The sequence below is a fragment of the Aquibacillus halophilus genome (genome assembly GCF_009649745.1).
Lineage (GTDB): Bacteria > Bacillota > Bacilli > Bacillales > Amphibacillaceae > Aquibacillus > Aquibacillus halophilus.
The window spans coordinates 96748-121084 of record NZ_WJNG01000001.1 but is presented as its reverse complement, the minus strand read 5'-3'; the positions used below and the strand labels follow the sequence as shown (position 1 = coordinate 121084).

17 protein-coding genes and 1 riboswitch are annotated in these 24337 nt (G+C 36.5%); of the genes, 11 read left to right on the top strand and 6 right to left on the bottom strand.

Going from position 1 to position 24337, the window contains the following annotated elements:
• Positions 1-49: 49 nt before the first annotated feature.
• Positions 50-1228 (bottom strand): AraC family transcriptional regulator, encoded by a 1179-nt coding sequence (locus GH741_RS00525; RefSeq protein ID WP_153734824.1) that lies wholly within the window; start codon positions 1226-1228, stop codon positions 50-52.
• A 579-nt stretch (positions 1229-1807) separates the two neighbouring features.
• Between GH741_RS00525 and GH741_RS00520 the strand changes: the two genes are divergently transcribed.
• From GH741_RS00520 to GH741_RS00480, 9 genes are all read left to right on the top strand, one after another.
• Positions 1808-3307 carry a sugar ABC transporter ATP-binding protein gene (locus tag GH741_RS00520; protein ID WP_153734823.1) on the top strand — a complete coding sequence of 500 codons (1500 nt, stop codon included), beginning with the start codon at positions 1808-1810 and terminating at the stop codon, positions 3305-3307.
• The gene (locus GH741_RS00515) at positions 3307-4284 is read left to right on the top strand and encodes an ABC transporter permease (RefSeq protein WP_153734822.1); all 978 of its coding nucleotides are present in this window, start codon (positions 3307-3309) and stop codon (positions 4282-4284) included. The genes GH741_RS00520 and GH741_RS00515 overlap by 1 nt, the downstream gene beginning before the upstream one ends.
• A 39-nt stretch (positions 4285-4323) precedes the next feature.
• Complete coding sequence (locus GH741_RS00510; RefSeq protein WP_153734821.1) at positions 4324-5520, top strand: sugar ABC transporter substrate-binding protein; 1197 nt, start codon at positions 4324-4326, stop codon at positions 5518-5520.
• A 113-nt stretch (positions 5521-5633) separates the two neighbouring features.
• Complete coding sequence (locus GH741_RS00505) at positions 5634-6740, top strand: Gfo/Idh/MocA family protein (RefSeq protein WP_153734820.1); 1107 nt, start codon at positions 5634-5636, stop codon at positions 6738-6740.
• Between the two features lie 28 nt (positions 6741-6768).
• Positions 6769-7623 carry a sugar phosphate isomerase/epimerase family protein gene (locus tag GH741_RS00500; protein ID WP_170287520.1) on the top strand — a complete coding sequence of 285 codons (855 nt, stop codon included), beginning with the start codon at positions 6769-6771 and terminating at the stop codon, positions 7621-7623.
• Positions 7624-7892: 269 nt separating this feature from the next.
• A complete protein-coding gene (locus GH741_RS00495) occupies positions 7893-8861 on the top strand; it encodes a sugar phosphate isomerase/epimerase family protein (protein ID WP_153734818.1) in 969 nt (322 codons plus the stop codon).
• A gap of 23 nt (positions 8862-8884) precedes the next feature.
• Complete coding sequence (locus GH741_RS00490; RefSeq protein ID WP_153734974.1) at positions 8885-10048, top strand: Gfo/Idh/MocA family protein; 1164 nt, start codon at positions 8885-8887, stop codon at positions 10046-10048.
• Between the two features lie 342 nt (positions 10049-10390).
• The gene (locus tag GH741_RS00485) at positions 10391-13423 is read left to right on the top strand and encodes an EAL domain-containing protein (RefSeq protein ID WP_153734817.1); all 3033 of its coding nucleotides are present in this window, start codon (positions 10391-10393) and stop codon (positions 13421-13423) included.
• A 346-nt stretch (positions 13424-13769) separates the two neighbouring features.
• Positions 13770-14876: a GGDEF domain-containing protein gene (locus GH741_RS00480; protein ID WP_153734816.1), complete on the top strand. Its 1107-nt coding sequence runs from the start codon at positions 13770-13772 to the stop codon at positions 14874-14876.
• A gap of 127 nt (positions 14877-15003) precedes the next feature.
• Here GH741_RS00480 and GH741_RS00475 read toward each other — a convergent pair whose 3' ends face one another.
• The 4 genes from GH741_RS00475 to GH741_RS00460 all read right to left on the bottom strand — a co-directional run bounded on the left by GH741_RS00475 (position 15004) and on the right by GH741_RS00460 (position 19182).
• Positions 15004-15387 carry a hypothetical protein gene (locus GH741_RS00475; protein ID WP_153734815.1) on the bottom strand — a complete coding sequence of 128 codons (384 nt, stop codon included), beginning with the start codon at positions 15385-15387 and terminating at the stop codon, positions 15004-15006.
• A 365-nt stretch (positions 15388-15752) separates the two neighbouring features.
• A riboswitch (cyclic di-GMP riboswitch) is annotated at positions 15753-15838 on the bottom strand.
• A gap of 330 nt (positions 15839-16168) precedes the next feature.
• The gene (locus GH741_RS00470; RefSeq protein ID WP_153734814.1) at positions 16169-16348 is read right to left on the bottom strand and encodes a hypothetical protein; all 180 of its coding nucleotides are present in this window, start codon (positions 16346-16348) and stop codon (positions 16169-16171) included.
• A complete protein-coding gene (locus GH741_RS00465) occupies positions 16332-17543 on the bottom strand; it encodes a tetratricopeptide repeat protein (RefSeq protein WP_153734813.1) in 1212 nt (403 codons plus the stop codon). Before GH741_RS00465 ends, GH741_RS00470 begins: the two co-directional genes overlap by 17 nt.
• Before the next feature lie 490 nt (positions 17544-18033).
• Positions 18034-19182: an SGNH/GDSL hydrolase family protein gene (locus tag GH741_RS00460; RefSeq protein WP_153734812.1), complete on the bottom strand. Its 1149-nt coding sequence runs from the start codon at positions 19180-19182 to the stop codon at positions 18034-18036.
• Positions 19183-19375: 193 nt separating this feature from the next.
• Here GH741_RS00460 and GH741_RS00455 point away from each other — a divergent pair, with 193 nt between their 5' ends.
• Entirely contained in the window at positions 19376-19852 is a 477-nt protein-coding gene (locus GH741_RS00455) for a VanZ family protein (protein WP_153734811.1), read from the top strand.
• Positions 19853-20006: 154 nt separating this feature from the next.
• Here the strand turns inward: GH741_RS00455 and GH741_RS00450 are convergent, their stop codons facing one another.
• Positions 20007-22721, bottom strand: coding sequence for an immunoglobulin-like domain-containing protein (locus GH741_RS00450; protein ID WP_205677295.1), 2715 nt, complete (start codon positions 22719-22721; stop codon positions 20007-20009).
• A gap of 275 nt (positions 22722-22996) precedes the next feature.
• Here GH741_RS00450 and GH741_RS00445 point away from each other — a divergent pair, with 275 nt between their 5' ends.
• Positions 22997-24046, top strand: coding sequence for an AbrB family transcriptional regulator (locus GH741_RS00445; protein WP_153734809.1), 1050 nt, complete (start codon positions 22997-22999; stop codon positions 24044-24046).
• Positions 24047-24337: the final 291 nt, after the last annotated feature.

The following is a 24337-nucleotide window of genomic DNA, read 5'->3' as shown; positions in this document are numbered from 1 at the left end:
ACTTTTTTGGACTTGTCGAAAGTTAGAGAAGGAAGCAAAAGAACCGTCCCTATGTTTTGTTTTTTTTTCGGTATTCACTGGGAGTTAGTCCGGTTTCTTTTTTGAAGAGTACACTTAGGTATTCTGTGTTAGAAAAATTAGCAATTTCCCCAATGTTAGCGATGGTTAAATCTGTTTCTAATAGAAGTTCTTTAACTTTTTTAATCTTAATAACAGTAATTTCTTCATGTGGTGTTCTTCCAATGTATTTAATAAAGCGATGTTCTAGTGCTCTTCTAGACAAAGGGGTTACTTTTAATAGATCATTTACCTTTATATTATTAAAAGCATTATCCCTAATATAATGTAAAGCTTTAGCCACGAGTGGATCATCTATTGCAAGAACATCCGATGATTGTCTTGTGGCAATTCCTACAGGCTCAATAAGGTTTTCAATTTGTTTTATCTCTGTACCATTCATTAATTGCTCAAGGATTAATGCAGCATTATAACCAGTTTTAATTGTATTAGGTGTGATGCTCGATAAAGGAGGATCAGAAAGTTCTGTAATTAATGTATCGTTATCAACTCCAATTACTGCAACCTCTTCCGGAACTGCAATTTTTGCAAATCGACATGCCTCGAGAATTTGTAATCCAATATTGTCATAAGCTGCCATAATAGCAATGGGTCTAGGAAGTGATAGAAGCCACTTCACCAACTCATCCCTTTCGTCAATTCGGGAATCGTGTTGTGATAAAAATAAATCGTAATCAAAAAAAGGAAACCCAAATTCTTTAGTGAAATTACAGAAATGATGATGACGATTTTTAGACCAGTTAAAACGGGAATTTCCGATAAAAGCAAAGTTTCTAAAACCTCTTTCTAAAAAATGTTCACTAGCTAACTTTACAATAGAATAATCATCTGTTTCTACGAATGGAATTTTCGGTAGTAATCTAAAAGCGCTTAAATCAACAATCGGTAACCCCGTATTATTTACACTTTTGGCTATTCGTTTATTTTCGATTCGAGCTAAAATTCCGTCTCCATCCCATTGTTTAAGCCAAGTGAAATCAGAGGTGTTATCTCTGCTGTATTCTTCTATGAAAATGGACCAATTTGAATTTTCTCGAATATATTTACGTACCCCTCGTAGAATTCCCCTAGCATATTCATTAGAAGTTTCAATAATGAGAGCAACCTGTTTCCTTTGGTTAAACTTACTACCTTCTTGAGGAATCGTCATAGAAAAACCTTCCTAACTAACACAATTGTTTTATTCATTAAGTATCCATCCTCAGTAGGGTTTATTTGAATTTTAGTCAATTTGAAAGTATGGAAAAAAAAATAGCTTGCCGAATTTAGTTGTAATAATTTTTAATTTTAAAAATTTTAGGAATCGCCTAATTTATACCAAAATTATAGCATATATTTAGGACAAGGGGGTTAACGATGAAATCTATTCTATTGGGATGTTAACAGGATTTTTTATCAAAGGTCGGTCAGTTTCACGAAAAATAATCTTTGTATTGTTTATAGGACGAAAACATAGTCCGTGTGAAATATGAAAGAATGTTTGCGTAATATTACATGGTTTCGGTCAGATTGCTGTACTATACTTCACTTAAACAAGCAGAAAAGTCTAAAAAGTATATTAACGATTTAAAAACAAGGATTTTCGTTAGATTTTTGGAAGCGCTTTATATCGGCTTTTAAATTACACAACTAAATTGAAAGGGGTTGGGTTTAACTTTAATAAAAAAATGTAAGCGCTTAGTGTTTTTTATGTTCTAAATATTTTTATCGTAATCAGGGGGGTAGGAAATTGGTTGCTGAATCAAAAAGGCTATTAAATATAGAGGGTGTATCTAAATCTTTTTCAGGAGTAACCGTATTTTCAGATTTTGATTTTGATATATATGAAGGTGAAGTACATTGTCTTTGTGGAGAAAATGGTGCAGGGAAATCAACTTTTATTAAAATACTATCTGGTGCACATCTGCCTGACGGTGGAAAAGTTGTAATCAATGGTGAAGAAGTGGATGACAAATATAATCCTTCCATAGCCATGAAGCTAGGTGTGCAAACCATTTATCAAGAGCATACACTTATGCAAAATCTGACTGTAATGGAGAATCTATTTGTTGGAAAAGAGATTGTGAAGCGTGGAGTCGTTGATCGAGAAGAAATGTATAAACAATCTCTTGATGTATTACATGAAATTGGTGTTGACACTATTGACCCATCAAGTCCAGTTAGGGAGCTTGGTACTGCACAACAGAAATTTGTGCAAATTGCAAAAGCTTTTGTTGGTAAAGCCAAAATAATGATTATGGATGAACCAACGGCATCTTTTGGAATACATGAAATTGAACAGTTATTAAATATTGTCGGATTTTTAAAGAGTCAGGGGATTGGAGTGCTATACATTTCCCACCATCTTGAGGAAGTGTTTAGAATAGCCGACAGGGTTACTGTTATACGTGATGGTGAAAAGATTAGAACATATAAAAAGGACGAGATAAATCAGTCGTCCATCATAAAAGATATGGTCGGCCGTGACACATCCATGATGTATAAGCGAGATACTGTGGATATTGGAGAAGTAGTTATGGAAGTGAATCACGTGTCCGGTCCTGGTGTAGAAGATGTTTCTTTTAATCTTAGAAAAGGAGAAATTGTTGGGTTTGCCGGTTTAGTAGGCGCTGGACGGACTGAACTAGCAGAGCTGTTATTTGCTAGAAAAAAATTAACATCCGGTGAAATTCTAATTAACGGAAAGAAGACAAATTTTAAGACACCTAAAGATGCCATTAAGGCGGGCATGTGTATGATTACTGAGGATCGACAACTATCCGGCCTGTTTCTTAATCAATCGATATCTTTAAATACTATTCTTGTTCATTCATCAAAGAATGATACTAAAATAATGGATCCAAAAAAAGAGGATTCAGTGAGTTCTGAGTATATTGACAAACTTAAAACAAAATGTACTGGACCCGATCAAAAGGTTAGATTTCTATCTGGTGGAAATCAGCAAAAAGTAATTTTATCCAAATGGTTTTATGCAGAGGGGGATATTTTTATTTTTGACGAGCCTACGAGGGGTGTAGATATTGGAGCAAAAGAGGAAATTTATCAACTTATGGTTGAATTATGCAACCAAGGAAAAGCGATTATCATGATATCGTCCGATATGCCTGAAGTAATAGCAATGAGTGATCGGGTTATTATCATGAACAAAGGAAAAAAGTCAGCTGAAATAGACAAAGATAAAATAAATTCTGAGACTATTTTATCATATGCGCTAGGGGGTACTGTTTAATGAGTGAACTACAGGTAAATAAAGCAGAAATTAATAAAATTCCAATTGGAAAGAAAATATTAAAAAATGATAATACGTATTTGTTAACAGGATTAATCCTTTATATAGTTGTAATTTCTATGATTGCTCCAAACTTTGCAACTCAATACAACTTTAGTGTCGTTCTACAACAGTTGGTTGTTCCAGCTATCTTAGCTGTTGGTATGTGTCTGGTTATGGTTTCAGGGGGCATCGATCTGTCTGTAGGTAACTTACTTTCACTTGCAGCTTGTTTCATGGCCTTTGTCATTTACAATGGTGGTTCTGTATTTGTTGCCATCCTTTCAGCCATTGTAATTTGTGTGGCGGGGAATTTGTTTGTAGGATTTATTATTTCGAGGACAGATCTAGAACCTTTCATTGTTACGTTAGGGATGATGATTGCTTATAAAGGGTTAGCACTTATCACAACGAATGGAGCAGAATTCCCAATCATGGGAGAAATGGGATTTGCGACTAGTATAAGATTTTTTAATTTTCCATTAATGATCTTCATTATGATTGCTGTGTACATACTATTCTGGTTTATCTTTCGTTATTCCCGATTTGGTCGCAGGCTTTATGCCGTAGGTGATAATCCAGAAGCCGCATTTTTAGCCGGGATAAATGTGAAAAATTTCAAATTACTAGTGTATGGAATCAACGGTTTATTGGTAGCGCTCGCTTCCATCATAATGCTGTCAAGAAATGAAGTTGGAAACCCATATCTCGGTACGGGATTGGAGTTAGATGCAATAGCAGCCGCCGTAGTTGGTGGAACAGCTTTATCCGGAGGAAAAGGAAATATTATAGGTACATTTTTGGGTGCTGTATGGATTGGAATCATTTCCAACTCACTGAATGTTGTGGGAGTTTCAGCCTTCGTTCAGTACATTGTTACAGGTGGCATTATTATTGCTGCTGTTCTTGTTAACAGCTTGCGTTCAAAGAACGCTTGATTATATATAGCTGTACTAATTAAAAAGGGGAGATATTGTATGAAGAGAAAGTTGTTAATTTTACTTTTAATGGTTGTCACTCTTGCTTTAGTTGTAGCTGGTTGTGGTGGAGGAGAGACTGAAGACACTTCTAGTTCAAATGGTACAGACGGATCAGAAAGTAGTACGAATGAAGGTGGAACAGATTCAGAGGCTACAACAGAAGATTCAGGGGAAAGCGATGATTCAACGGAGGTTGGATACGTATTAGCAGGATCAGATATCTTTTATCAAAAAGGTTTTGAAGTTTTTCAAGGCCTAGCTGAGGAAAATGGCTGGGAAGTTACTAAAACAACATCGGATTATGACCCTAAAAATGAGATTAATAATGTTCAAGATATGATTGCAAAAGGTGTAGATGCCATTGTTCTTACTACGGTAAACTCGTCAACAGGTTCAAAAGCAGCAGCGATAGCAAATGAAGCAGGTGTACCGATCTTTTTCGTCACTGCACTTCCAGACCCAAATGGAGAAGGAGTACCTGATGGTAGTGTATCCGGTCCTTGGTATGAAAGTGGAGCAGGGATAGCAGAATTGGCAGCTGCGGAACATGGACCCGACTCAAAGATTATATTGATCGAAGGTGCTTATGGCCAGGGTATCGGAGAACTTCACAGATTGGGCTTCTTAGAGCAACTAGCAGAAGAATGGGATAAAACACCTGAACAAGTATTTGAAGAAAATGTAGTCTTTAACCAAACAGGTGGATGGATGACAGACGAAGCTAACACAGTAATGCAGGATGCGATTACAAAGACTGGTGGAGATTTTGACTTTGTATTCGTTATGAATGAAGCAATGAAGGATGGTGTTCTTAAAGCAATCCAACCAACTGGAAAAGATTATCCTATTTACACAATTAATGGTCAGGAAGGAACTGTTAAACAGGTTGCTGATGGTGTTATAGAGGCGACTTATTCAATCCCACCAACAACAGAGGCTCAAATAGCGTTCCAGCAAGTTAAAGCGAATCTTGCTGGTGAAGACTATCCAGTTTTCTTGAAAAATGTAGCAGTACCTGTAACCGAGGAAACTGCAGATTCACCAGACATCAGACCTTGGTTAGAGACTGAAAAATATCTAGAAATGGCAAAAAATAATGAAACAGGCATTGATATTAGCACAATGGAAGAAGCAGGTGCATCCGATCCTGATTGGAGTGGTCAATTGGATTTAAATGGTGCTAAGAGTAATTAAGATAAAAATAACTTTCATTTAAAAAGTGGCCATACCTAATTGTGAATTTCATAATTTATTAAAGGGGTATGGCCCTTTAAAATTACAACATTGAATAGAAGGAGAGTTTTGATATGGGGAAAAAAGTAAAAGTTGCTATTGTGGGGTTAGGTTTTGGTGCAGAATTTATTCCAATATATAAAGATCATCCGGATGCTGAAATCGTAGCCATATGCCAACGTACGAAGAAAAAATTAGATGAGATCGGCGATGCATTTGGCATAGAACGCCGTTACACAGATTTTGATGAACTACTTAAGGATGACGACATTGATGCAGTTCACATTAATTCTCCAATTCACCTTCATGCATCACAGACAATTGCAGCCTTACGAGCTAATAAGCACGTTGCTTGTACAGTTCCCATGGCAACAACTGTTGAAGAATGTCGTGAAATAGTAAAAGCACAAAAAGAGTCAGGGAAACATTACATGATGATGGAAACTGCTCTATATACAAGGGAGTTCTTATATGTAAAAAATCTGAGAGACTCTGGAAAGCTTGGGAGAATTCAATTTTTACGGGGATCACACCAACAGGATATGGCAGGGTGGCCAGGATATTGGGAAGGGCTTCCGCCAATGCACTATGCCACACATGCAGTAAGTCCGTTACTTGCATTAAGTGAAAAAGATGCAGATTACGTTTCATGCTTTGGATCAGGGCAAATCAGTGATGAATTAGCGAAAAACTATGGGTCTCCTTTTGCGATTGAATCTGCTTTGTTTAAATTTAGAGATTCAGATCTTGCAGGGGAAGTTACTCGTTCCCTATTTGAAACATCTCGTGAATATATTGAAAGCTTTGATGTGTATGCGGAAAAAACAAGCTTCGAATGGCAACGACTTGAAGATGAAAATCCAATTATTTTTGAAGGAGAAGACGGAAGAAAGGTAGTAGTACCTGATTTTGCTCACTTACTCCCTGAGCCTATTCAAAAATACACCACTCAAGGTGTGTATGATGGAGATGATAATCAACACTTATCATTTTTACAGGGAAGTGGACATGGGGGATCCCATCCTCATATGGCGCATGAATTTGTAGCGGCAATTTTAGAGAATCGAAACCCATTCCCTGATGTATATCAATCAGCAAATTATACCAGTGCAGGGCTTGTTGCACATGAGTCTGCCATGGATAATGGAAAAATTAAACAAGTGCCTAATTTTAGACTATAATCCACATTGTAACAATGGAGGTATGGAAATGAAGATTGGTGTGAATACGTGGGTCTGGTGCTCTCCGTTAACAACAGAGAGATTACTAGAAATTATCCCGAAAGCAAAAGGGATTGGCTTTGATGCAGTCGAAATTGCAGCTGAAGATTGGAGTCTTCTTGATACGAAAAAGATTCGAAAAGAACTAGAAGAAGCTAATATGGGAGTTACGGTTTGTGGTGCATTTGGCCCAGACCGTGATTTGATCCATGAAGATGAGAAGATTCGAGAAAACGCAATGAATTATGTAGTACAAACCATTCAGAATACTAGAGAACTAGGTGGTTCTCTTTTTGCAGGTCCGATCTATTCTGCTGTTGGAAAAGCTCGACCTACTACTGAAGAAGAGAAAAAAATTGAAAAAGAATACTTTTTCAATGCAATGAAGAAAATTACCGAAGTTGCTAGGGAAAATGGTGTAACTTTGGGTTTAGAACCACTTAATCGTTTCGAAACAGATTTTGTTAATACAGTAGAACAAGCAGTTCAACTAGTAGATCTTGTAGATCATCCTAATTTAGGAATACATTTAGATACGTTCCATATGGGAATTGAAGAGAAAAATATGCCTGAAGCTATTCGTACAGCTGGACATCGTTTAAAGCATTTTCATGCATGTGAAAATGATCGAGGTACGCCTGGAACTGGTCTTGTTCAATGGGAAGAGATTAAAACAGCCTTAAGTGATATTAATTATAAAGGCTTTTTGACTATAGAATCTTTTACACCTGGTGTAATTGAAATTGCAAAGGCTGCAGCAATATGGAGACCATTGGAAACCAGTCAAGACAAATTGGCAAAGGATGGACATGATTTTCTCAGGAATTTGATTTCAAATCATTAATGTTAAAAACGATATTACAATAAGCCCACCTTCTTTTGATTAGGGCTTTATTGTAATAAGTGAGGTAAATTAATTAATTTTTAAGTTACAAAACATCTGGTTAACCCATCATGATAAACCGAAAGTATAGTAAATGTAATATATAGAAGGAAAGCGGTTTTTTTGATTGATACTGATGGAAAATAGTAAATTTTTACTACTAACAAACTATTGAATTATTACGAATCTACCTGTTAAATTTTTTGAAAAATTATTTGGAGGGATTATATATGAAATTAGGCGTTTTTGCAGTGTTGTTTGGCGATCGTTCACTTGAAGAAGCATTAGATTTAGTAGTTGAAAAAGGTTTAGAAGCTGTAGAGATTGGCACCGGAGGATATGTTGGAGATGCTCACTGTAATCCGGTAGAATTATTAGAAAACCCCGCAAAACTTCAACAATTCAAAGAAGCATTTGACAAAAGAAACCTTGAAATAAGTGCACTTAGCTGCCATGGAAACCCACTTCATCCAAATACCGAAATTGCGAACAATGATCATCAAGTATTTGAAAATACTGTTAAGCTAGCAGAGAAATTAGGTGTTGAAACGGTCGTTACCTTCTCAGGATGTCCGGGTGAATCGGAGCATTCTATATATCCAGTATGGGTTACTGCTGCTTGGCCTGAGGACCACCCAACGGTTTTAAAGTGGCAATGGGAGCAAAAAGTTATCCCTTACTGGAAACAACAAGATCAATTTTTGAAGGCCCATGGTGTCAGAGTGGCAATTGAACCACATCCAGGATTTGTAGTGTATAACACCGAGACATGTTTAAAGCTACGAGAAGAATGTGGAACAAGCATAGGTGTCAATTTTGATCCAAGTCATTTATTCTGGCAAAACATGGACCCGGTTGTTGGGATAAAAGAAATTGCAAAGCATGACGCTTTATTTTATTTCCATGCAAAAGATACAAGTATTGACCCTCAAAACACCGCAATAAATGGGGTTTTAGATACAAAACCTTATAGTGACGAACTGAACCGTTCATGGATTTTCCGTACCATCGGTTATGGAAACGGTGAAGAAACTTGGAGAAATATAATAAGTGCCTTACAGCTAGTTGGGTATGAGGGTGTAATTAGCATTGAGCACGAAGATAGTTTAATGTCTGTCGATGAAGGGTTCTCAAAAGCTGCTGAACTACTAAAAGGGTTAATTATAAAAGAAAGGCTTGGTGAAATGTGGTGGGCGTAAACAAACAGCAGGTTAGAGTAGGTATGATTGGCTATCAATTTATGGGAAAAGCCCACAGTCATGCTTACAGAGACCTTCCATTTTTTTTCGACTTAAACTATCAACCCGTTCAACAGGCAATCGCAGGTAGAAATGAACAAGCGGTCAAAGTAGCTGCGGATAAAATGGGTTATGCGTCCTATGAAACAGATTGGAGAAAATTAATAGAACGTGATGATATCGATCTAATAGATATTGTGACACCGAACAACACACATACCGAAATGGCGATTGCGGCACTTGAAGCCGGAAAACATGTGCTTTGCGAGAAGCCTATAGCATTATCGTTACTTGATGCTGAACGTATGTTGGAAGCTGCAAAAAAATCTGGAGCTGTCCATATGGTATCTCACAATTATCGTTTTGCACCAGCGGTCCAATTTGCTAAGAAGTTAATTAATGAAGGCAGGTTAGGTAAAATTTATCATGTTCGTGCTCAATACTTACAAGATTTCGTCATGGACCCATCATTCCCACTGGTTTGGAGACTTAAAAAAGAGGTTACTGGTTCAGGTGCTTTAGGTGATATTGGAGCCCATATTATTGATCTTGCCCGTTTCCTCGTTGGGGAAATCAGAGAAGTAAACGGGATGCTTGAGACATTTATTAAAGAACGTCCTTCAGGTGAAATGAGTGGTGGTTTAAGTAGTACTACTTCTGAAGCAGAACAAATGGGTGAAGTCACCGTAGACGATGCAGCAATTTTTATGAGCCGATTTGAAAATGGTGCGTTAGGTACATTTGAGGCTACTAGATTTGCTGGTGGAAATAGAAATGGAAACCGTTTTGAAATTAATGGAGAAAAAGGATCAATCCGTTGGGACTTAGAAAACATGAATAATTTGGAGGTTTTCTTTGCAGATGATGAAGAAGGCCTACAAGGCTTTAGAACAATTAATGTTACCGAAGAATCTCATCCTTACATGAGTAACTACTGGCCAGCAGGACATATCATTGGCTACGAGCATACCTTTTTAAATCTATTTTCTGAGTTAATGAAAGGGATAGAAAAAGGATATAGCCCAGAACCAAACTTTGAAGATGGCGCCAAAAACCAAGCTGTATTAGAAGCCATCCAATTATCCGCAGAATCACGACAATGGGTTGATATAAAACATTTAAGAGAAGAAACAAGAAAAAAACTTTAGGGACGGTTCTTTTGTGTCCTTTGCATCAAAACTAAAAATGACTGTCTCGTAAAAAGAGACAGTCATTTTTAGTTTTGATAGTAAATCTCTTATTGGTTAACCAACTATTATAGATTCAAAGCCTCTCAAAAGTGCAGGGTGAATCACTCTATCAAAACTTTTGTGATGCCGGATAGACTAGTACTTAACTTAATGTTTGGTAGGAAGGAAGCAAAAGAACCGTCCCTATGAATTTTAATTAGTTATAAAGGCCTAGGAGGAATTTCACAGAAAGTGTCGAATATATACTATAAGACTAGATTTTTGTGAAAATATAGAGAATTGTTATGGAGGTACCTGTCTATGAACACCAATACACGAATCAGTTTGTTAACTCCTTTTTTAGATGGTGATTATTATGGGAAAATCTTTGTAGAACTACTGAATGAAGCTAATAAAAATAATACGACAATGTTTACGATTCAAGCTAGGGCTAGCCTCAAAAACCCAGTAGCTTTTCATTATCAAGTAGGAACATCTTTAATGGATGGTTGGCTACTAATGACCAATCCACAATCCGTACTACCAATCGCCCCTGAGCTACTTAAAAAGCTAGAAACATCTGGTAAACCAATTGTAACTATTGGCTACAAAGAAGACTCTATTAAGTGTCATTCCGTTGTTATTGAAAATCGTTTATCGACTAAGGAAGCAATTCTTCATTTGATAAAAGATCATGGTCATCAAAGAATTGCTTTTGTTGGAGGTAACGAGCACTTAGATCTGATGGAACGATTTGAAGGTTATTTGGAAGCGCTTTCTGATGGCGGGATTGAGCAGGATAATGAGTTGGTGTTTCATGTTAATGATGCCTTACGACAGGGTGGCTATCTCGCGGCAGAAGCAATGTTAGAAAAAGGAATCGACTTTACAGCTATTTTCGCTTCAACTGATTTAAATGCTATGGGAGTGATTGAAAAACTCCAAGAAGCGGGATACCGAATTCCAGAAGATATTGCAGTGATTGGATTTGATGATTTGGCCCCGGCTGCAACCTTCAATCCGCCGCTAACGACGGTACGCCAATCATTTGAGGATTTAGCTCGAGCAGGTTTTGATGTTCTGTATCGACAGATTAACGGAGAAACCATCGAAAAAACAGTTACAAAAATACCGACAACGCTTGTTACTCGTGTTTCTTGTGGTTGTAAAGATATCCCTCAAATCGAGCAGACAATCGATGTGCAAAAACAATTAATCGAATCGAACACAATTTTAGATAACATTATTAAGCGCTATAGTCAATTTGTTGAAAGATGGGCTTCTGCCACGAGAGAGAAGAATTTTAATTTTTCCAATATGTTCGGTGGAAAAACCCACTGGGGATGTTTGGCGTTATGGGACAAACAAGAAAACCTTATAATCTCGCAGGCATACAGTAAAGAGGGGGATCCTGCTCCACCAATAGGTTTAAGAGTCCCGATTGAACAATTTCCGCCAATAGAATATCTTCCCCAGATTAGAGATAATGAATTTATTCGTGTTCAGTCAGTCAAAAACGAGAGGGGAGACTGGGGTTTTGTAGCTATTGTAGGACCAGTGGATGAACTAGTATTAATTTCTTCGGCAGATATAACCCAGGTAAGCTTCACCATTTCCGCTTCAGCGCTCGAGCGTGATGAATTATTTCAACAAATACGGTTGATTGCTGAGCAATTAGAAATAGTATCTACAACAACAAACGACGGGATATGGGATTGGGATATCACTACGAACCAAATTCAATGGAATGTTCGGAGCAATGATATATTTAGTTTAATAGGTGAAGAATTACCAATTTATTATGAATCCTTCATGACACTAATTCATCCTAAAGACTTCTATCGAGTAAAAAACTGCTTTAAGATGCACACGGAAAAAGGAGATTATTTAAAAATTGAATTCCGTATTAAGGGTAAGAATGAAGAAGTACTATGGGTTTATGTGACTGGAGACTCTATCCGTAATCAGAACGGACAACCTATAAGGATAATTGGCTCGATTACTAACATCTCTGAGAAAAAATTGGCCGAAGAACAAATCAAGCACCTCGCTTTTCATGATGGATTAACCGGACTTCCCAACCGTGAACTTGGCCGTGATCGTTTGAGGTTATATATGGAGCAAGCGAGTCGTTACCAGTATAAGCTAGGAATTTTATTGATTGACTTGGACCGCTTTAAAGTCATTAACGATACACTCGGTCATCAAGCAGGAGATAAACTTATTCAAAAGGTTGCCCAGGTCTTAGAGAATACGATACGTTCCTCCGACACAATTTCAAGAGGAATTTATGACGATTCCACAGTGGCTAGATTGGGCGGTGATGAATTTATCGTGATATTATCTCACATTCATGATATTGACGAGTTGCATCTTGTTGCTAACCGAATAATTCAAAAGTTCGAGGAACCTTTTAATATCGAAAACCATGAAGTATTTACATCAGCTAGTATCGGAATTAGTGTCTATCCGGATAATGGTGAAGATTTTGATGAATTAACTCGTTGTGCAGACATGGCTATGTACAGAGCCAAAGAAAACGGTAAAAACCAAATGGAAATATATTCATCAGAGTTAAATTCACTAACCGTCGAACGCTTTACGATGGAGAATCAGCTGCGTAAAGCGTTGGAACATGGTGAATTCGTCTTGAATTATCAGCCACAATTTAATCTAGAGAAGAATCAGATTATTGGATTTGAAGCATTAGTACGTTGGAAGTCACCTGACCGAGGTCTTGTATCTCCATTAGAATTTATTCCACTTGCGGAGGAAACCGGGCTGATCGTACCGATTGGATATTGGGTGCTGAAAGAAGCATGCCGACAAAACAAAAGCTGGCTGGATCAGGGATTTAGATGTACAACTGTTTCTGTTAATATTTCAGCAAAACAGCTACAACAAAAAGATTTTGTAGAGATAGTCAAATCGATTTTAGAAGAGACTCAATTGCCACCTGCCAATCTATGTTTGGAAATTACGGAAAGCACCGCGATTTTGAACGTAGAGAATAGCATGAGTATGCTAATTGAACTAAGTGAGCTTGGTATCGACATCGCCATTGATGACTTTGGGATAGGCTATTCATCTTTAGCAATCTTAAAGCAATTACCAATTTCTGATATTAAAATTGACCAATCCTTTATTCGAGATATGGATATGGATAAAGATGATGCCGCCATAGTTAGAGCTATCATCGCCATGGCTCACTCATTAGAATTAACCGTAACAGCAGAAGGCGTAGAAACCAAAGAACAAATAAACATCCTTCTCAAAGAAGAATGTGACTACGTCCAAGGATACTACTTCAGCAAACCCCTAACAGCAGAGGATTGCGCTAAATTTTTATCATAGGGACGGTTCTTTTGCGTCTTTCTCCTGCATGTTAATCGAGGTGAGGTTAGGTGTTTCTTTTTAAACTATCGTGTATATTTCAGATAAAAAGTAAGAGAACCTGCCGAGGTCCTCTTGCTTTTCTTTATATTCAATTTTTTCATGCCATCAAGGTCTCTTATTTACTAGTTCACTCCGATAGGTTGCGTTTGTATTATTTATCAATAAATGGTAAAATATTACTACTAACATTAAAGTTGCACTAGTACTAAAGTCTCAATAACAAAGTCGCGTAACAGGTTCTTATGAACTTTTATAGCTGGGTTACAGAGAGGCTTTATGGACTTATAGCCGGAATAATTTTTGAATGATAAAAAATGAGAGTGGGATGAATATGGCTAAAGTTAATAAAACCAGTGAGGAATATATAATGGGCGCTCTTTCTTTAGTTCAAAGTATCCTTTATCTCTTAGTTGTTATCTATTTTTGGGGTAATTCACGTTCATGGTGGCTAATACTACTATTCGTATCTATCATGATTCTACAAGCCCTATTAATAAAATATTTTAAAAATTACTTTGCAATGATGACGATAATAATAATACAATTATCTATATCCTATTTTATGGTAGCCTTATCAGGTCACACAGAAAGCCCGTTCTATCCTTTATGCTACTTGCCGATGATAATTTTAGTTGCTTTACACACGAATACCTTGAAAAAGCGAAGTACATTATTGGTTGCCCTACTAGCCTCTTTATTCACTTTTCTTAATATAGGTTTAATGGATAGTAGCAATATTTCCGACTGGTATCAGGGCTGTGTATATGCTGTTAGTTATGGTATTTTAGGTTTCGGTGTGTTATTGCATCAGAATCAATTAAAACAGACGATTAAAAGATCGCAAACCGATCATCTTACAGGTGTTTTTAACAAACATGCTGGTGAAACCATCCTTTTAGAAGAGACTAAATTAGCAAAAGAAGAAGGGTACCCAATAACTGTCGCATTTTGTGATTTAGATGATTTCAAAACAGTAAATGATAAATATGGCCACCTTTGCGGGGATGAAGTATTAAAACAAATGGCCTCTATTATTACTAGTAATGTTCCAGATGAAGTATCAATTACCCGCTGGGGTGGAGAAGAATTTTTATTAATATTCAAAAGAATAGAGAAGCAAGAAGCTATTAAAATATTGGAAAAGGTCCGCGAAAAGATAGAGTCCTATTGTTTTACTTATAAAGACGAAGAGATTTTGATTACCATAAGTGGAGGCGTTGTGGAAGTGAACGAGTTTGAACACAACATCCTAAAAGTAATCGATGAAGCGGATAGACGACTGTATTATGCAAAGGACCAAGGACGAAATAAAATTATATGCTCTGGTTTTGAAAAGGTGAATCACGGAGACGGTTCTCGGGTGTCTTTTATGGTTCAACCGGAATCTGAAAAAAATTTATTTTCTATTTAGGATACGATTATAGATATAGTCTTAATAACTAATAGGAAACATCGTGTCGGCTTTTAGCGATACCTTTTTTTCTTTAAATAAAAGAAGCAAGAGAACCTAAGCGGGTCCTCTTGCTTCACTTTGTATTTCATAGCCTTTTGCTAGCTAACTTTAAATAGTTCTTTTTAGTTGAGTCTGTTCCACTGTTAATCTTCGAGAAAATACTCTTGAATAGTGCTTCTATTTCTGGGTACTCCGCTTCGTTAATCGGGTTTACTTTTGTTAAAGCGCCATTCTCCAAGATCCCTTCTACTATAAGATACTGTTTTTCTGGTTTGTCCTCACACTCTAATGCCAAAAATTGACGGTCGTACCGAACAAAATTACAAACTACCGTGTACTTTCCGTACGTGTTAGGCTTGCTCGGATTACTGAGAGAAATTTTTGCCGGTTCATCAAAAATCGGTTTTTCTAATCCATTTCTTTTCCGTTTAAAGTCGTTGAAATCAATAACATTGTTTTTCACTGACATATTAAACTCTCCCCGCTTTTTGGATTAGTAGCAATGTAACATTGTAACTAGAGGGCATGAGAAGGCTTGTGCTTATTATACCATCTTATTTTGGATTTGGAAGCACTTGATGGTATCCCGTCTTCCTTAACTCAGATTTTAAACTAAAAGAAAGAGGCGGTTACCTTGGTAACAGCCTCATCTAACTAAATTTAAATAAAATTATGAACGGCGAACCGTCTGATTACATCTAACGCACACTCCGTCATACATTCCAATTTTATGAATCCCTCTTATTCGGCATTTAATGATTCGTTTTAAAAATTCTCCCATGCTAGTCCGCCTCCTAAAGAATATTGAACCTAACAATTTATTGTTCATTTTTCTTCGGTAACCAGACTGCCATAGCTTGAATGAGCATTAGGCCTTAGCTTTGCGTCCTTACCTTTCGATAAGTTTGCCTTTGTCGTAAAATTTTACTTTATATTACAATTATAAAAGATATTTACAAGTAATCAATGAATTCGACAAAACAAGACAAGGTAATTTTTGGAAAGTACGTAGGGACGGTTCTTTTGTGTCTTTTTTGATGTTAATTGAGTTTTTTCTTGCTAATAAGGAGATAAGGGGTTAAACCACAACAAAAAAAGTGGGGACTTTAACAGCCCCACTTTTTTGTTATGGTTTAAATTATCTCTGTAGTGGGAATGAACTCCCGCATCAGTTACAAAAGACCTAATAATAAGACTAGTTTTGGAAGTTGGACGGAAGCAAAAGAACCGTCCCCTTGCATGAATTGAATTTACTTTATTCCGCCATCTTCGCCACGGCTAGCGTTGACAGAAATTCCAGTGTCTGGATTCTCAACTAATAGGGGTTCCTTCGCAAGTTGGTCGTCTCCAGTTGTCTCATTTGTAGTACCCGCAAAACCTCCAACAGTTAAAATCAGGGTAAATAGTAGTAAATTAATAATCTTCTTCATGTAAATCACCTATACCTTCCATTACCAAAGTTTTATAAAAATATTCTGAAGCTTTTTTATACTTCCTATTCTGAAAATAGTACCTTCCTAATTTCGTGTAGCATTTAACTGAATAGACAGGGTTGTTTACTTTTTCAAAATATGAAATTAATTGCTTTAAATTGTTTACATACGTTGAACTGTTATTGGTTTTCAAATTATATTCGTTATAAGCATACATGAGATAATGATGATCCTTATCATCAATATCCAATGAATTTGCTTCGAGGAAAAAATTGGTTGCATCATTTAAATTTCCCTCAATTAATTTACATTCGATAAATTCACAATACGTAATTACAAGGTCGCTATCATTTGTTATCTCTTTTACTTTTATTGCTTTAAGATAATATGTATTTGCTTCTTCGTAATTCGCCTCCATTCTAGCAATTAGTCCCAAGTTGTGATAAATATATCCTGATAGAATTAAGTATTCGTTTTTCTCAGCGATTATTAGGGCTTTGTTTAGTTCTTTTTTTCCTTCATCTGGAAGATTAATTTCTCTGTATAAATCGCCAATTAAGTTGAGAGATAAGGCTACATCATATGGAGAATTAAGTCTTTCATAGTAAGTGATACTCTCTTTTGTTTTACTAATCGCCTCTTGTGGCCTGTTCAATCTTTTAAAAATTATTCCAGTGTTATAGATAATTGCAGCTTTAATTGTTATATTTTCAACCATGCTTATTAACTTGTTAAAGTTCTCCAGACAATGAGCATAATTATAGTGGTTATAATGATAAACTCCATAGTAGTAATATATGGCACTTTGAAAGTTCACAGGTAATTCTTCTATATGTTCACCACTTAAATAGAGTTGCAAATAATTTTTATCGATATGTTCAGCTTCATCAAGACGATTCCGTTTTAATAAAAATGTGGCTTTTAAAATCAGAAAGTAACATTCCATTTTAGGATTTATTAAATACTCATAATAATTCGAACCAATTAATTCAACAATAGACTGAGCTTTATCATTGTCCAGGACAGCGTATTGAAATAATTGGTTTAAGAGATAAAGTAGATTATCATCTTCTATCTCTAAATTAACTAAAAAAGTTGAAGGAAACTCTAACCTTTTAGCTATGGAACCCAGTTGTACTGAAGTGAGGGTGCCGTGCCCATTTTCAATCTTACTTAATTTGGATAAGGACATAATTCCACGGGACAAGTCATTAGAGGATATTCCTCTTAAATTTCTTCTTATACGAATCCTATGTCCTATATGAATTTTTTCATCACTCCTTAAGCCCTATGAAGGTAATTATACAGTAAAATAATTAATTCGTGAGTAGTTACTAACTTTTGTCACTAGTCCCAAAAGACCAGAAAAAGCAGGTATAAAGATGCGTTTATTACAAAAAACGACAAAATAATCATTATTTCTCCAAAAAATTAATTGAATTTCCATGATGATTCAGAAATTTGCTCTTAAATGGGTATAATGATTCATTTTTTGTGTTTTTGGGGACGGTTCTTTTGCGTCTTTTTTAATGTCGGTTTGGTACCTTGTGATCCACCTTTGTATTTAATGATAAAATTCCTAAATCGATTACAGGAGACCCTAAACAAAAGGCTAGTTTTGGAAGCTGGACGGAGGCAAAAGAACCGTCTCCTTGCATGACCCTTGCATGAAAAAAGACGCCTTATTCAGGCGTCTGAGTTGATTTGTCAGTTTCCATTGCTTCGGTGTACTGGTCGGCTAAAAATTGGTGACCTTCAACGGTAAGGCTAGAATAGTCATTTGTGTAATAATTAGTATAATTACTAGAGTCCCAGTATCCAGACAAATCAATAAAAGTAGAGTTATCAATTTCCCAAGATGCAGCAAGTATATTTTGGTTTAAGCGTTGTACAATCTGATTGTTTAGGTTAGGAGTGGATATTAATCCGCTAACATAAACCGGAACGTCAGGCAAACCGTTTTTAATTTCTTGTAAAAACAGAACAAAGTCTTGATAGAATGCTGAATAATTCATCGTACCATCATCTGAATATCCTAAAGCATTTGCTCCATATACCACAAGTACCCCTGTAGGATCTTCTGCTATCACATCATCTTCCACTCTATTAATCCCACTATTTTCTTGGTCTTCTGGGTAGTTAACATTTAAATCTGTACCACTAATACCCTGATTAACCGTTTCAATTCCTAGTTCATTTTCTATAAGATTAGTAAAGTGAAACTCTTCATTTGTCTCGGCTTGTACATAGTTGTGGCCAATTACAACTAGTTTTTCCTCATTTGTTTCCGGTTGTCTGACTTCAGCATCTTTACTTATATAGATACCAGAAACCTCAGGGACGTCAGAGAATGCTAATTCAATCTCATGCCAGCCAGTGCTACCGGTGTATATTTCTATCTCTTTTTCCAGTCCATCACTAGCTAGTTCATTTGTCACTACAAGTTCTCCATCAACAAACACGGAAACTGTCCCACCAGTTTTTCGTTGTTTAAGCGTAACAAAACTACTGTCTGTAGAAATTTTTGCTCTTCTGTCATATGCGGGATTACCCGTACTACTAAAGGTACCTTGCATTACTTTTCCCCAACCATCGACTTCGACAACATCCCAATTGCCATGAGTGTACAACCAAGCATTGTCAGTGGCAGTTATTTCCTTAATAGTTGAAGAAGATTCATCTTCGTTTTCTTCGATAGTGTCCGCCTGTTGATTTTCAGGTGTTGCATTTTTGCCAGCCTCTGCAATCTTGTTATTCCAATGAATATTACCTGCAACGATAATAGATATAAGAACGAGAAAAGATAGCATTACAATAAAAAACTTTTTCATATAATCACCATTTAGTTTATTTTATGTATCCCTGTAAATATATCACAAATTATGGGAAAAGTGTCGAAACAGGGACGGTTCTCTTGTATCTACTATAAATTTATAGATTTCTCCAATCATTCTTGATAGAAAACTGGCAGGTAGAAAATGGTATTTTGATAAGCTATCTAACTATGTCTATTGCGCCATAGTTATGGCTAAGCTATTAGGTGAAAGGGTGATGGAGATGTTGTTAGACTATCAAATTATTTTTGGATTGGATAAGCAGATTCATTTTTTAAGTTATGGAGTTATATCAATTATTTTAGGATTCCTAATTATTCTTATCTCGGGCGAACAACATATCAACCGTAGAATAAAGTCGATGTGGATTGCTCTGGTGACTGTTGGTATTGTTGAAGAGTATCGACAATATATGGTGCCAAATCGAAGTGCTGAGTTTTTAGATGCAGTTGCCAATATGTTTGGGATAACATTGGGCCTGGCAATACCGTTGACCCTTTGGGTTATGTTAAAAAATCAATTGCCAATTAAGCAATTCGTTTTACCCAGTATCATTCTAGTTCCACTGCTTGTCGGTTTGCTTTATTTCAACGAGCGACCTTTTCTTACTATAGTAGAACCTTTACAAGATAATTTAAGAAACTTAGTTGCATATGTTGGCTTGTAATAAAGTAGGGAGGAAACGAAAGAACCGTCCCTAAAATTCCTGAAATTTCTTAAGCAGGAATGACGCAAAAGAACCGTCCCCAGTAAGAATGCTGCCCCAAGTTTGGGACAGCATTCTTTTTTGGAATCGGAAGAACCGTCCCTTAATTCATTCCTTAATTCATTCTTCGTATTGTAACAAATCCAATCAATATCAGTATTATTCCTCCGATGATCGATAGGTACAAGGTTGCTTCTCCTGTTTGTGGTAGGGTATCTTCGTCAGTATCGCGGGATGGTGCTGCTTCAACAGTGACTGTAATTGTCGTTTCTGCAGATTTATCACCGCTATCGACGACCTCATAACTTACTTCATAGTCACCAGCAACACTAGTATTGACTTCATTTTTAGTAACTACAACAGCATCAGTTAAATCACCATCTTCAGTATCTGTTGCTGTAACGTCAGCTAATGGTTCGTAGTCGTCTCCAACAGTGATTGTCAGATCATCTGCATCAATGGTTGGAGCTTCGTTTGGCTCAGGCTCAGGTACTGCTTCAACAGTGACTGTAATTGTTGCATTCACAACTTTTTCACTGCTATCCATAACCTCGTAACTTACTTCATAGTCACCAGCAGCACTGGTGTCGACTTCATTTTTGGTAACTGTAATAGCGTCAGTTAGATCACCATCTTCAGTATCTGTTGCAGTAACGTTAGCTAACGGATCGTAGTCGTCTCCAACAGTAATCGTCACATCATTTGCATTAATGACTGGAGCTTCATTTGGTTCAGGATCCGGTTCTCCATCGCCTTCAACTGTCACTATAATAGTTAAGCTATCTACTCCGCCCTGACTATCTACGACTCGGTATGAAACTTGGTATTGACCTGGAGTATTGGTATCGACATTATTACTAGTCACCTGAATATTAACCAAATTTCCGTCTTCAGCGTCAGTAGCAGTAACACCTTCCAACGGATCAAAATCATCCCCTACTGATATGGTTCTATCGCTTGCTGTGATTACAGGAGATTCATTGAACAGCCAGTTTATCGGTTGGGTTACTGTGCCAGAATACTCTATATTACCATGAGTATCACTTGCGCTTAAATCGTTTGAAAAGTCATAACTTCTTGATGTATCACTATTACTATTCAAGCCAACCCACGCAACTCGTGGAGAGTTGTATACACCTGAGTGACTAGGGGTTATGTTATCGACAATATCTTCGTTAATATCTTTTATGAAGTTATTGATATACATAGATGTAGTAGTTTCCGCTATATTTTTCTCGGACAATACAATATTTTGATTACTTCCATAGAAGAAGGACAATTGACTAAACAAATCCTTTATTTGAGATAAGTCAGTGATTGCATTTTCTTTTACATGTAATCTTTCAAGGGGTAGATTTTCTATTGGTGATAGATCACTAATTTTATTATCATCTGCTACAAGGTACTCTAAACTTGATAGATTGCTTAAGACAGAAATATCACTATTGTTTGTTGAACTTATATTCAAGGCTTTTAAATTAGAGAATCCATTACTTAATGGTGAAAGATTGAGATTACTATTACCATGTAAATAAAGTTCCTCCAAGCTAGTTAAATTGTCTAAGTGGCTTATATCAGTGATGTTGTTTACAGCTAGCTGTAATGATGCAAGATTATATAGATTTTTTAGAGGTTCAATATCTGTAATATTATTAGATAATAGATTTATCGATGTTAATCTAGTTAATGAACTTAGTGGTGTTATATCGCTAAATTGATTTAGTGATAAATTTAGTTTATCTAAATTTTTAGCGTATTGCATTCCTTCTATGCTGTAAATCCCCTTAGCACTAGCCTTAAACTCGCCGGTAAGAGATTCCAAGTCGGATTCTGTCAGTACATGGGCTACACTTTTGCCAAGTTCGGCTTTGATTGCTGCCCTGAGTGCATCATCAGGTACTAGACTAGTTCCCCAGTTTAATGGCTGTTCTACGACCCCTGAAAATTCGAATGTTTCACCTGCTGTATTCGTGAGCGATTGTGTGAAGGTGTAAGATCTCATTGTTTCCGTACCTGTTAACCCAGTCCACTCAACATTAGGGGATGTGTAAGTTCCTCCGTCACTTGGTGTGATACTATCTATAACATTTCCATTATAATCCTTTACTATATTCTGAGTGGTTGTTGATGTGTCACCTGGGTTCAAAACAGTTGCTGCCAGTTCGATAGATTGATTATCTACATTGAATGCTGTTAGCCCATCGATAAGGTTTGTTGCATTTGACAAATTAATTATCGAATTAGCTTTTAAATTTAATAGATCCAAATTAGGTAAATCCTTGATTGGTGTTATATCACTTATAGAATTATTGTCTAAATACAAATTTCTTAGATTAGTTAAATTTTCAAGAAATGATATATCTGTTATACCTGAACTATATAGGTATAAACTTTTCAGTTGTGTAAAATCACTTAGTTCAGTTTTGTCTAAAGAAAGGTTTCCTGAGACATTTAAAAATGTTAAATTACTCAAGTTTTTAACCGGTGCCAAAGTACTGATGTCATTGTTCCTTAGGGATAATGATTCTAAATTACTGAGCCCAGACAATGGTGAAAGGTCAGTTACATTATTAAGATTTAAATCTAAAAGTGTTAAATTAGTAGCGTGTTCCAGACCTTGTAAATTCGTGATTCCTTTATAATCAGCTTCGTCAAGCTCAGTCAACGATTCTAATTCAGCTTCTGTCGGTTCATGTGTTGCAGGATCTGCGACTCCCAATTCCTCATTTATCGCCGTTCTCAAAGCATCGTCTGGCACTAGACTGGTAGCCGCACCAATACTCATTGGTGATATAAGGCTTACAGCAACTAATAGTAAAACAATTGCCAAATTAACTATTCTCCTCATTAAATAATCACTCTCCTTATTCCTATTTATAGAGATTCCACCACTCATCTCTAATAGTAGAGTTAAAGAAAAGCTCTAACAACTATACCTAGGTATATAAATTACGTTTTAGGTGTGATTCAGGGACGGTTCTTGCGCTTCCAAAAGAAGCAAAAGAACCGTCCATTAACTCATTTACTAGACCCAAGTGGAATACTATTTTTTACTCTGATATTATTAGTAGTAAGTTAGTAATATCATGAGAGAAGGCGACTTCGATGCAGCTTAATCATATTAAGAGTTTTGGTACTACATATGCTGTTGGGTTTGCCGGTGGTCTACTATGTTTGTGGCTTCATATCCCCATACCTTGGATATTAGGACCGTTATTAGCAATATTCATGTGCAAGACTTTTCTTCCTTTTAAGGGGGAATCCTCGACAGCACTTCGCAATTTTTCTTTCACTATCACAGGTATTCAGATTGGTGGCACTTTCACTGCGGCAACAATAGACCTCGTTTTACCTTACTTATTGCCGTATAGCTTACTGACAATATTCTTGATAACCATTAGTCTAGTTAATGCTTATTTACTGACAAAATGGATACCAATTGACGTACCAACTAGTCTGCTAGGAAGTGTACCAGGTGGTTTGTCTGCCATTATTGCCTTAAGTGGCTCTTTCAAAGCTAATACAGCTCTAGTTACGATTTTCCACACCATACGTTTGATGACGGTGTTATTTGTGATTCCACTTTTAGCGACTCAATTATTCACTCCAACTTCAGGAAGTGAAAATGTGGAGTTATTGAATGGTCTCGATGCTTCACAAGGGCCGTTATGGACCATCATTATTTTAGTTGCTGTTTACGGACTTGCTTTACTTCTCCAAGAAAGGATACCAGCTGCACTTGTTATCATTCCAATGGTTATCGTCGCGATCTTTCAAATAACTAACTATCCGCTATATCACTTACCGGATTTCTTCTATATTTTTGCGCAGCTAACGATAGGCATTTATTTGGGATTTTCCGTTTCCATAAAAGATCTACGTAAAGCTGGAAAATATTGTGGTTATTATTTTGGCTTAACTGTAATTCTGATAGCAATATCTTTTGGCTTAGGTTATTTATTTAGTCTGATTACGCCTATCGATCTTGTAACTGCAATACTAAGCCTTGCACCAGGCGGTCTTATAGAAATGGCTTTAACCGCAGAAAGCGTTGGTGGAGATCCTTCGATTGTGGGTTCATTACAAATGATACGAATGTTGCTGATTGTGTTGGTCTTACCTTTTTGTTTGAAGGTATTTTTGCCGAAAATTTAGGGACGGTTCTTTTGCTTCTTTTTGATTCGATTCGCTATATTACCATCTATTCCAGATCGCAAAAATTATCAATAGTAGGGAGCGTAAAAGCCTACCTGCCTACTTGGTCAACAGGTATTAGCTGAAATCAGGCTTAAAGCAATAGAGTAAATTTTTGAAGTGAGGGACAATTCCCTTGCTTCTTTTTGTTTTAAATGTCCAAAAAAAATGAGTATTTATATCTATACAGACTTGCAGTTTCACAAATTCATGCCCTACACAGAACAAGTCAAAAATAAAGCACAAGAACCG

Bases quoted from the DNA above. Each gene is read 5' to 3' on its own strand.
- GH741_RS00525 (WP_153734824.1), bottom strand. From the start codon at position 1,228: ATGACGATTCCTCAAGAAGGTAGTAAGTTTAACCAAAGGAAACAGGTT.
- GH741_RS00475 (WP_153734815.1), bottom strand. From the start codon at position 15,387: ATGTCAGTGAAAAACAATGTTATTGATTTCAACGACTTTAAACGGAAA.
- GH741_RS00505 (WP_153734820.1), top strand. From the start codon at position 5,634: ATGGGGAAAAAAGTAAAAGTTGCTATTGTGGGGTTAGGTTTTGGTGCA.
- GH741_RS00455 (WP_153734811.1), top strand. From the start codon at position 19,376: ATGGCTAAGCTATTAGGTGAAAGGGTGATGGAGATGTTGTTAGACTAT.
- GH741_RS00485 (WP_153734817.1), top strand. From the start codon at position 10,391: ATGAACACCAATACACGAATCAGTTTGTTAACTCCTTTTTTAGATGGT.
- GH741_RS00510 (WP_153734821.1), top strand. From the start codon at position 4,324: ATGAAGAGAAAGTTGTTAATTTTACTTTTAATGGTTGTCACTCTTGCT.
- GH741_RS00480 (WP_153734816.1), top strand. From the start codon at position 13,770: ATGATAAAAAATGAGAGTGGGATGAATATGGCTAAAGTTAATAAAACC.
- GH741_RS00495 (WP_153734818.1), top strand. From the start codon at position 7,893: ATGAAATTAGGCGTTTTTGCAGTGTTGTTTGGCGATCGTTCACTTGAA.
- GH741_RS00445 (WP_153734809.1), top strand. From the start codon at position 22,997: ATGCAGCTTAATCATATTAAGAGTTTTGGTACTACATATGCTGTTGGG.
- GH741_RS00490 (WP_153734974.1), top strand. From the start codon at position 8,885: ATGATTGGCTATCAATTTATGGGAAAAGCCCACAGTCATGCTTACAGA.
- GH741_RS00465 (WP_153734813.1), bottom strand. From the start codon at position 17,543: ATGTCCTTATCCAAATTAAGTAAGATTGAAAATGGGCACGGCACCCTC.
- GH741_RS00460 (WP_153734812.1), bottom strand. From the start codon at position 19,182: ATGAAAAAGTTTTTTATTGTAATGCTATCTTTTCTCGTTCTTATATCT.
- GH741_RS00500 (WP_170287520.1), top strand. From the start codon at position 6,769: ATGAAGATTGGTGTGAATACGTGGGTCTGGTGCTCTCCGTTAACAACA.
- GH741_RS00515 (WP_153734822.1), top strand. From the start codon at position 3,307: ATGAGTGAACTACAGGTAAATAAAGCAGAAATTAATAAAATTCCAATT.
- GH741_RS00470 (WP_153734814.1), bottom strand. From the start codon at position 16,348: ATGAAGAAGATTATTAATTTACTACTATTTACCCTGATTTTAACTGTT.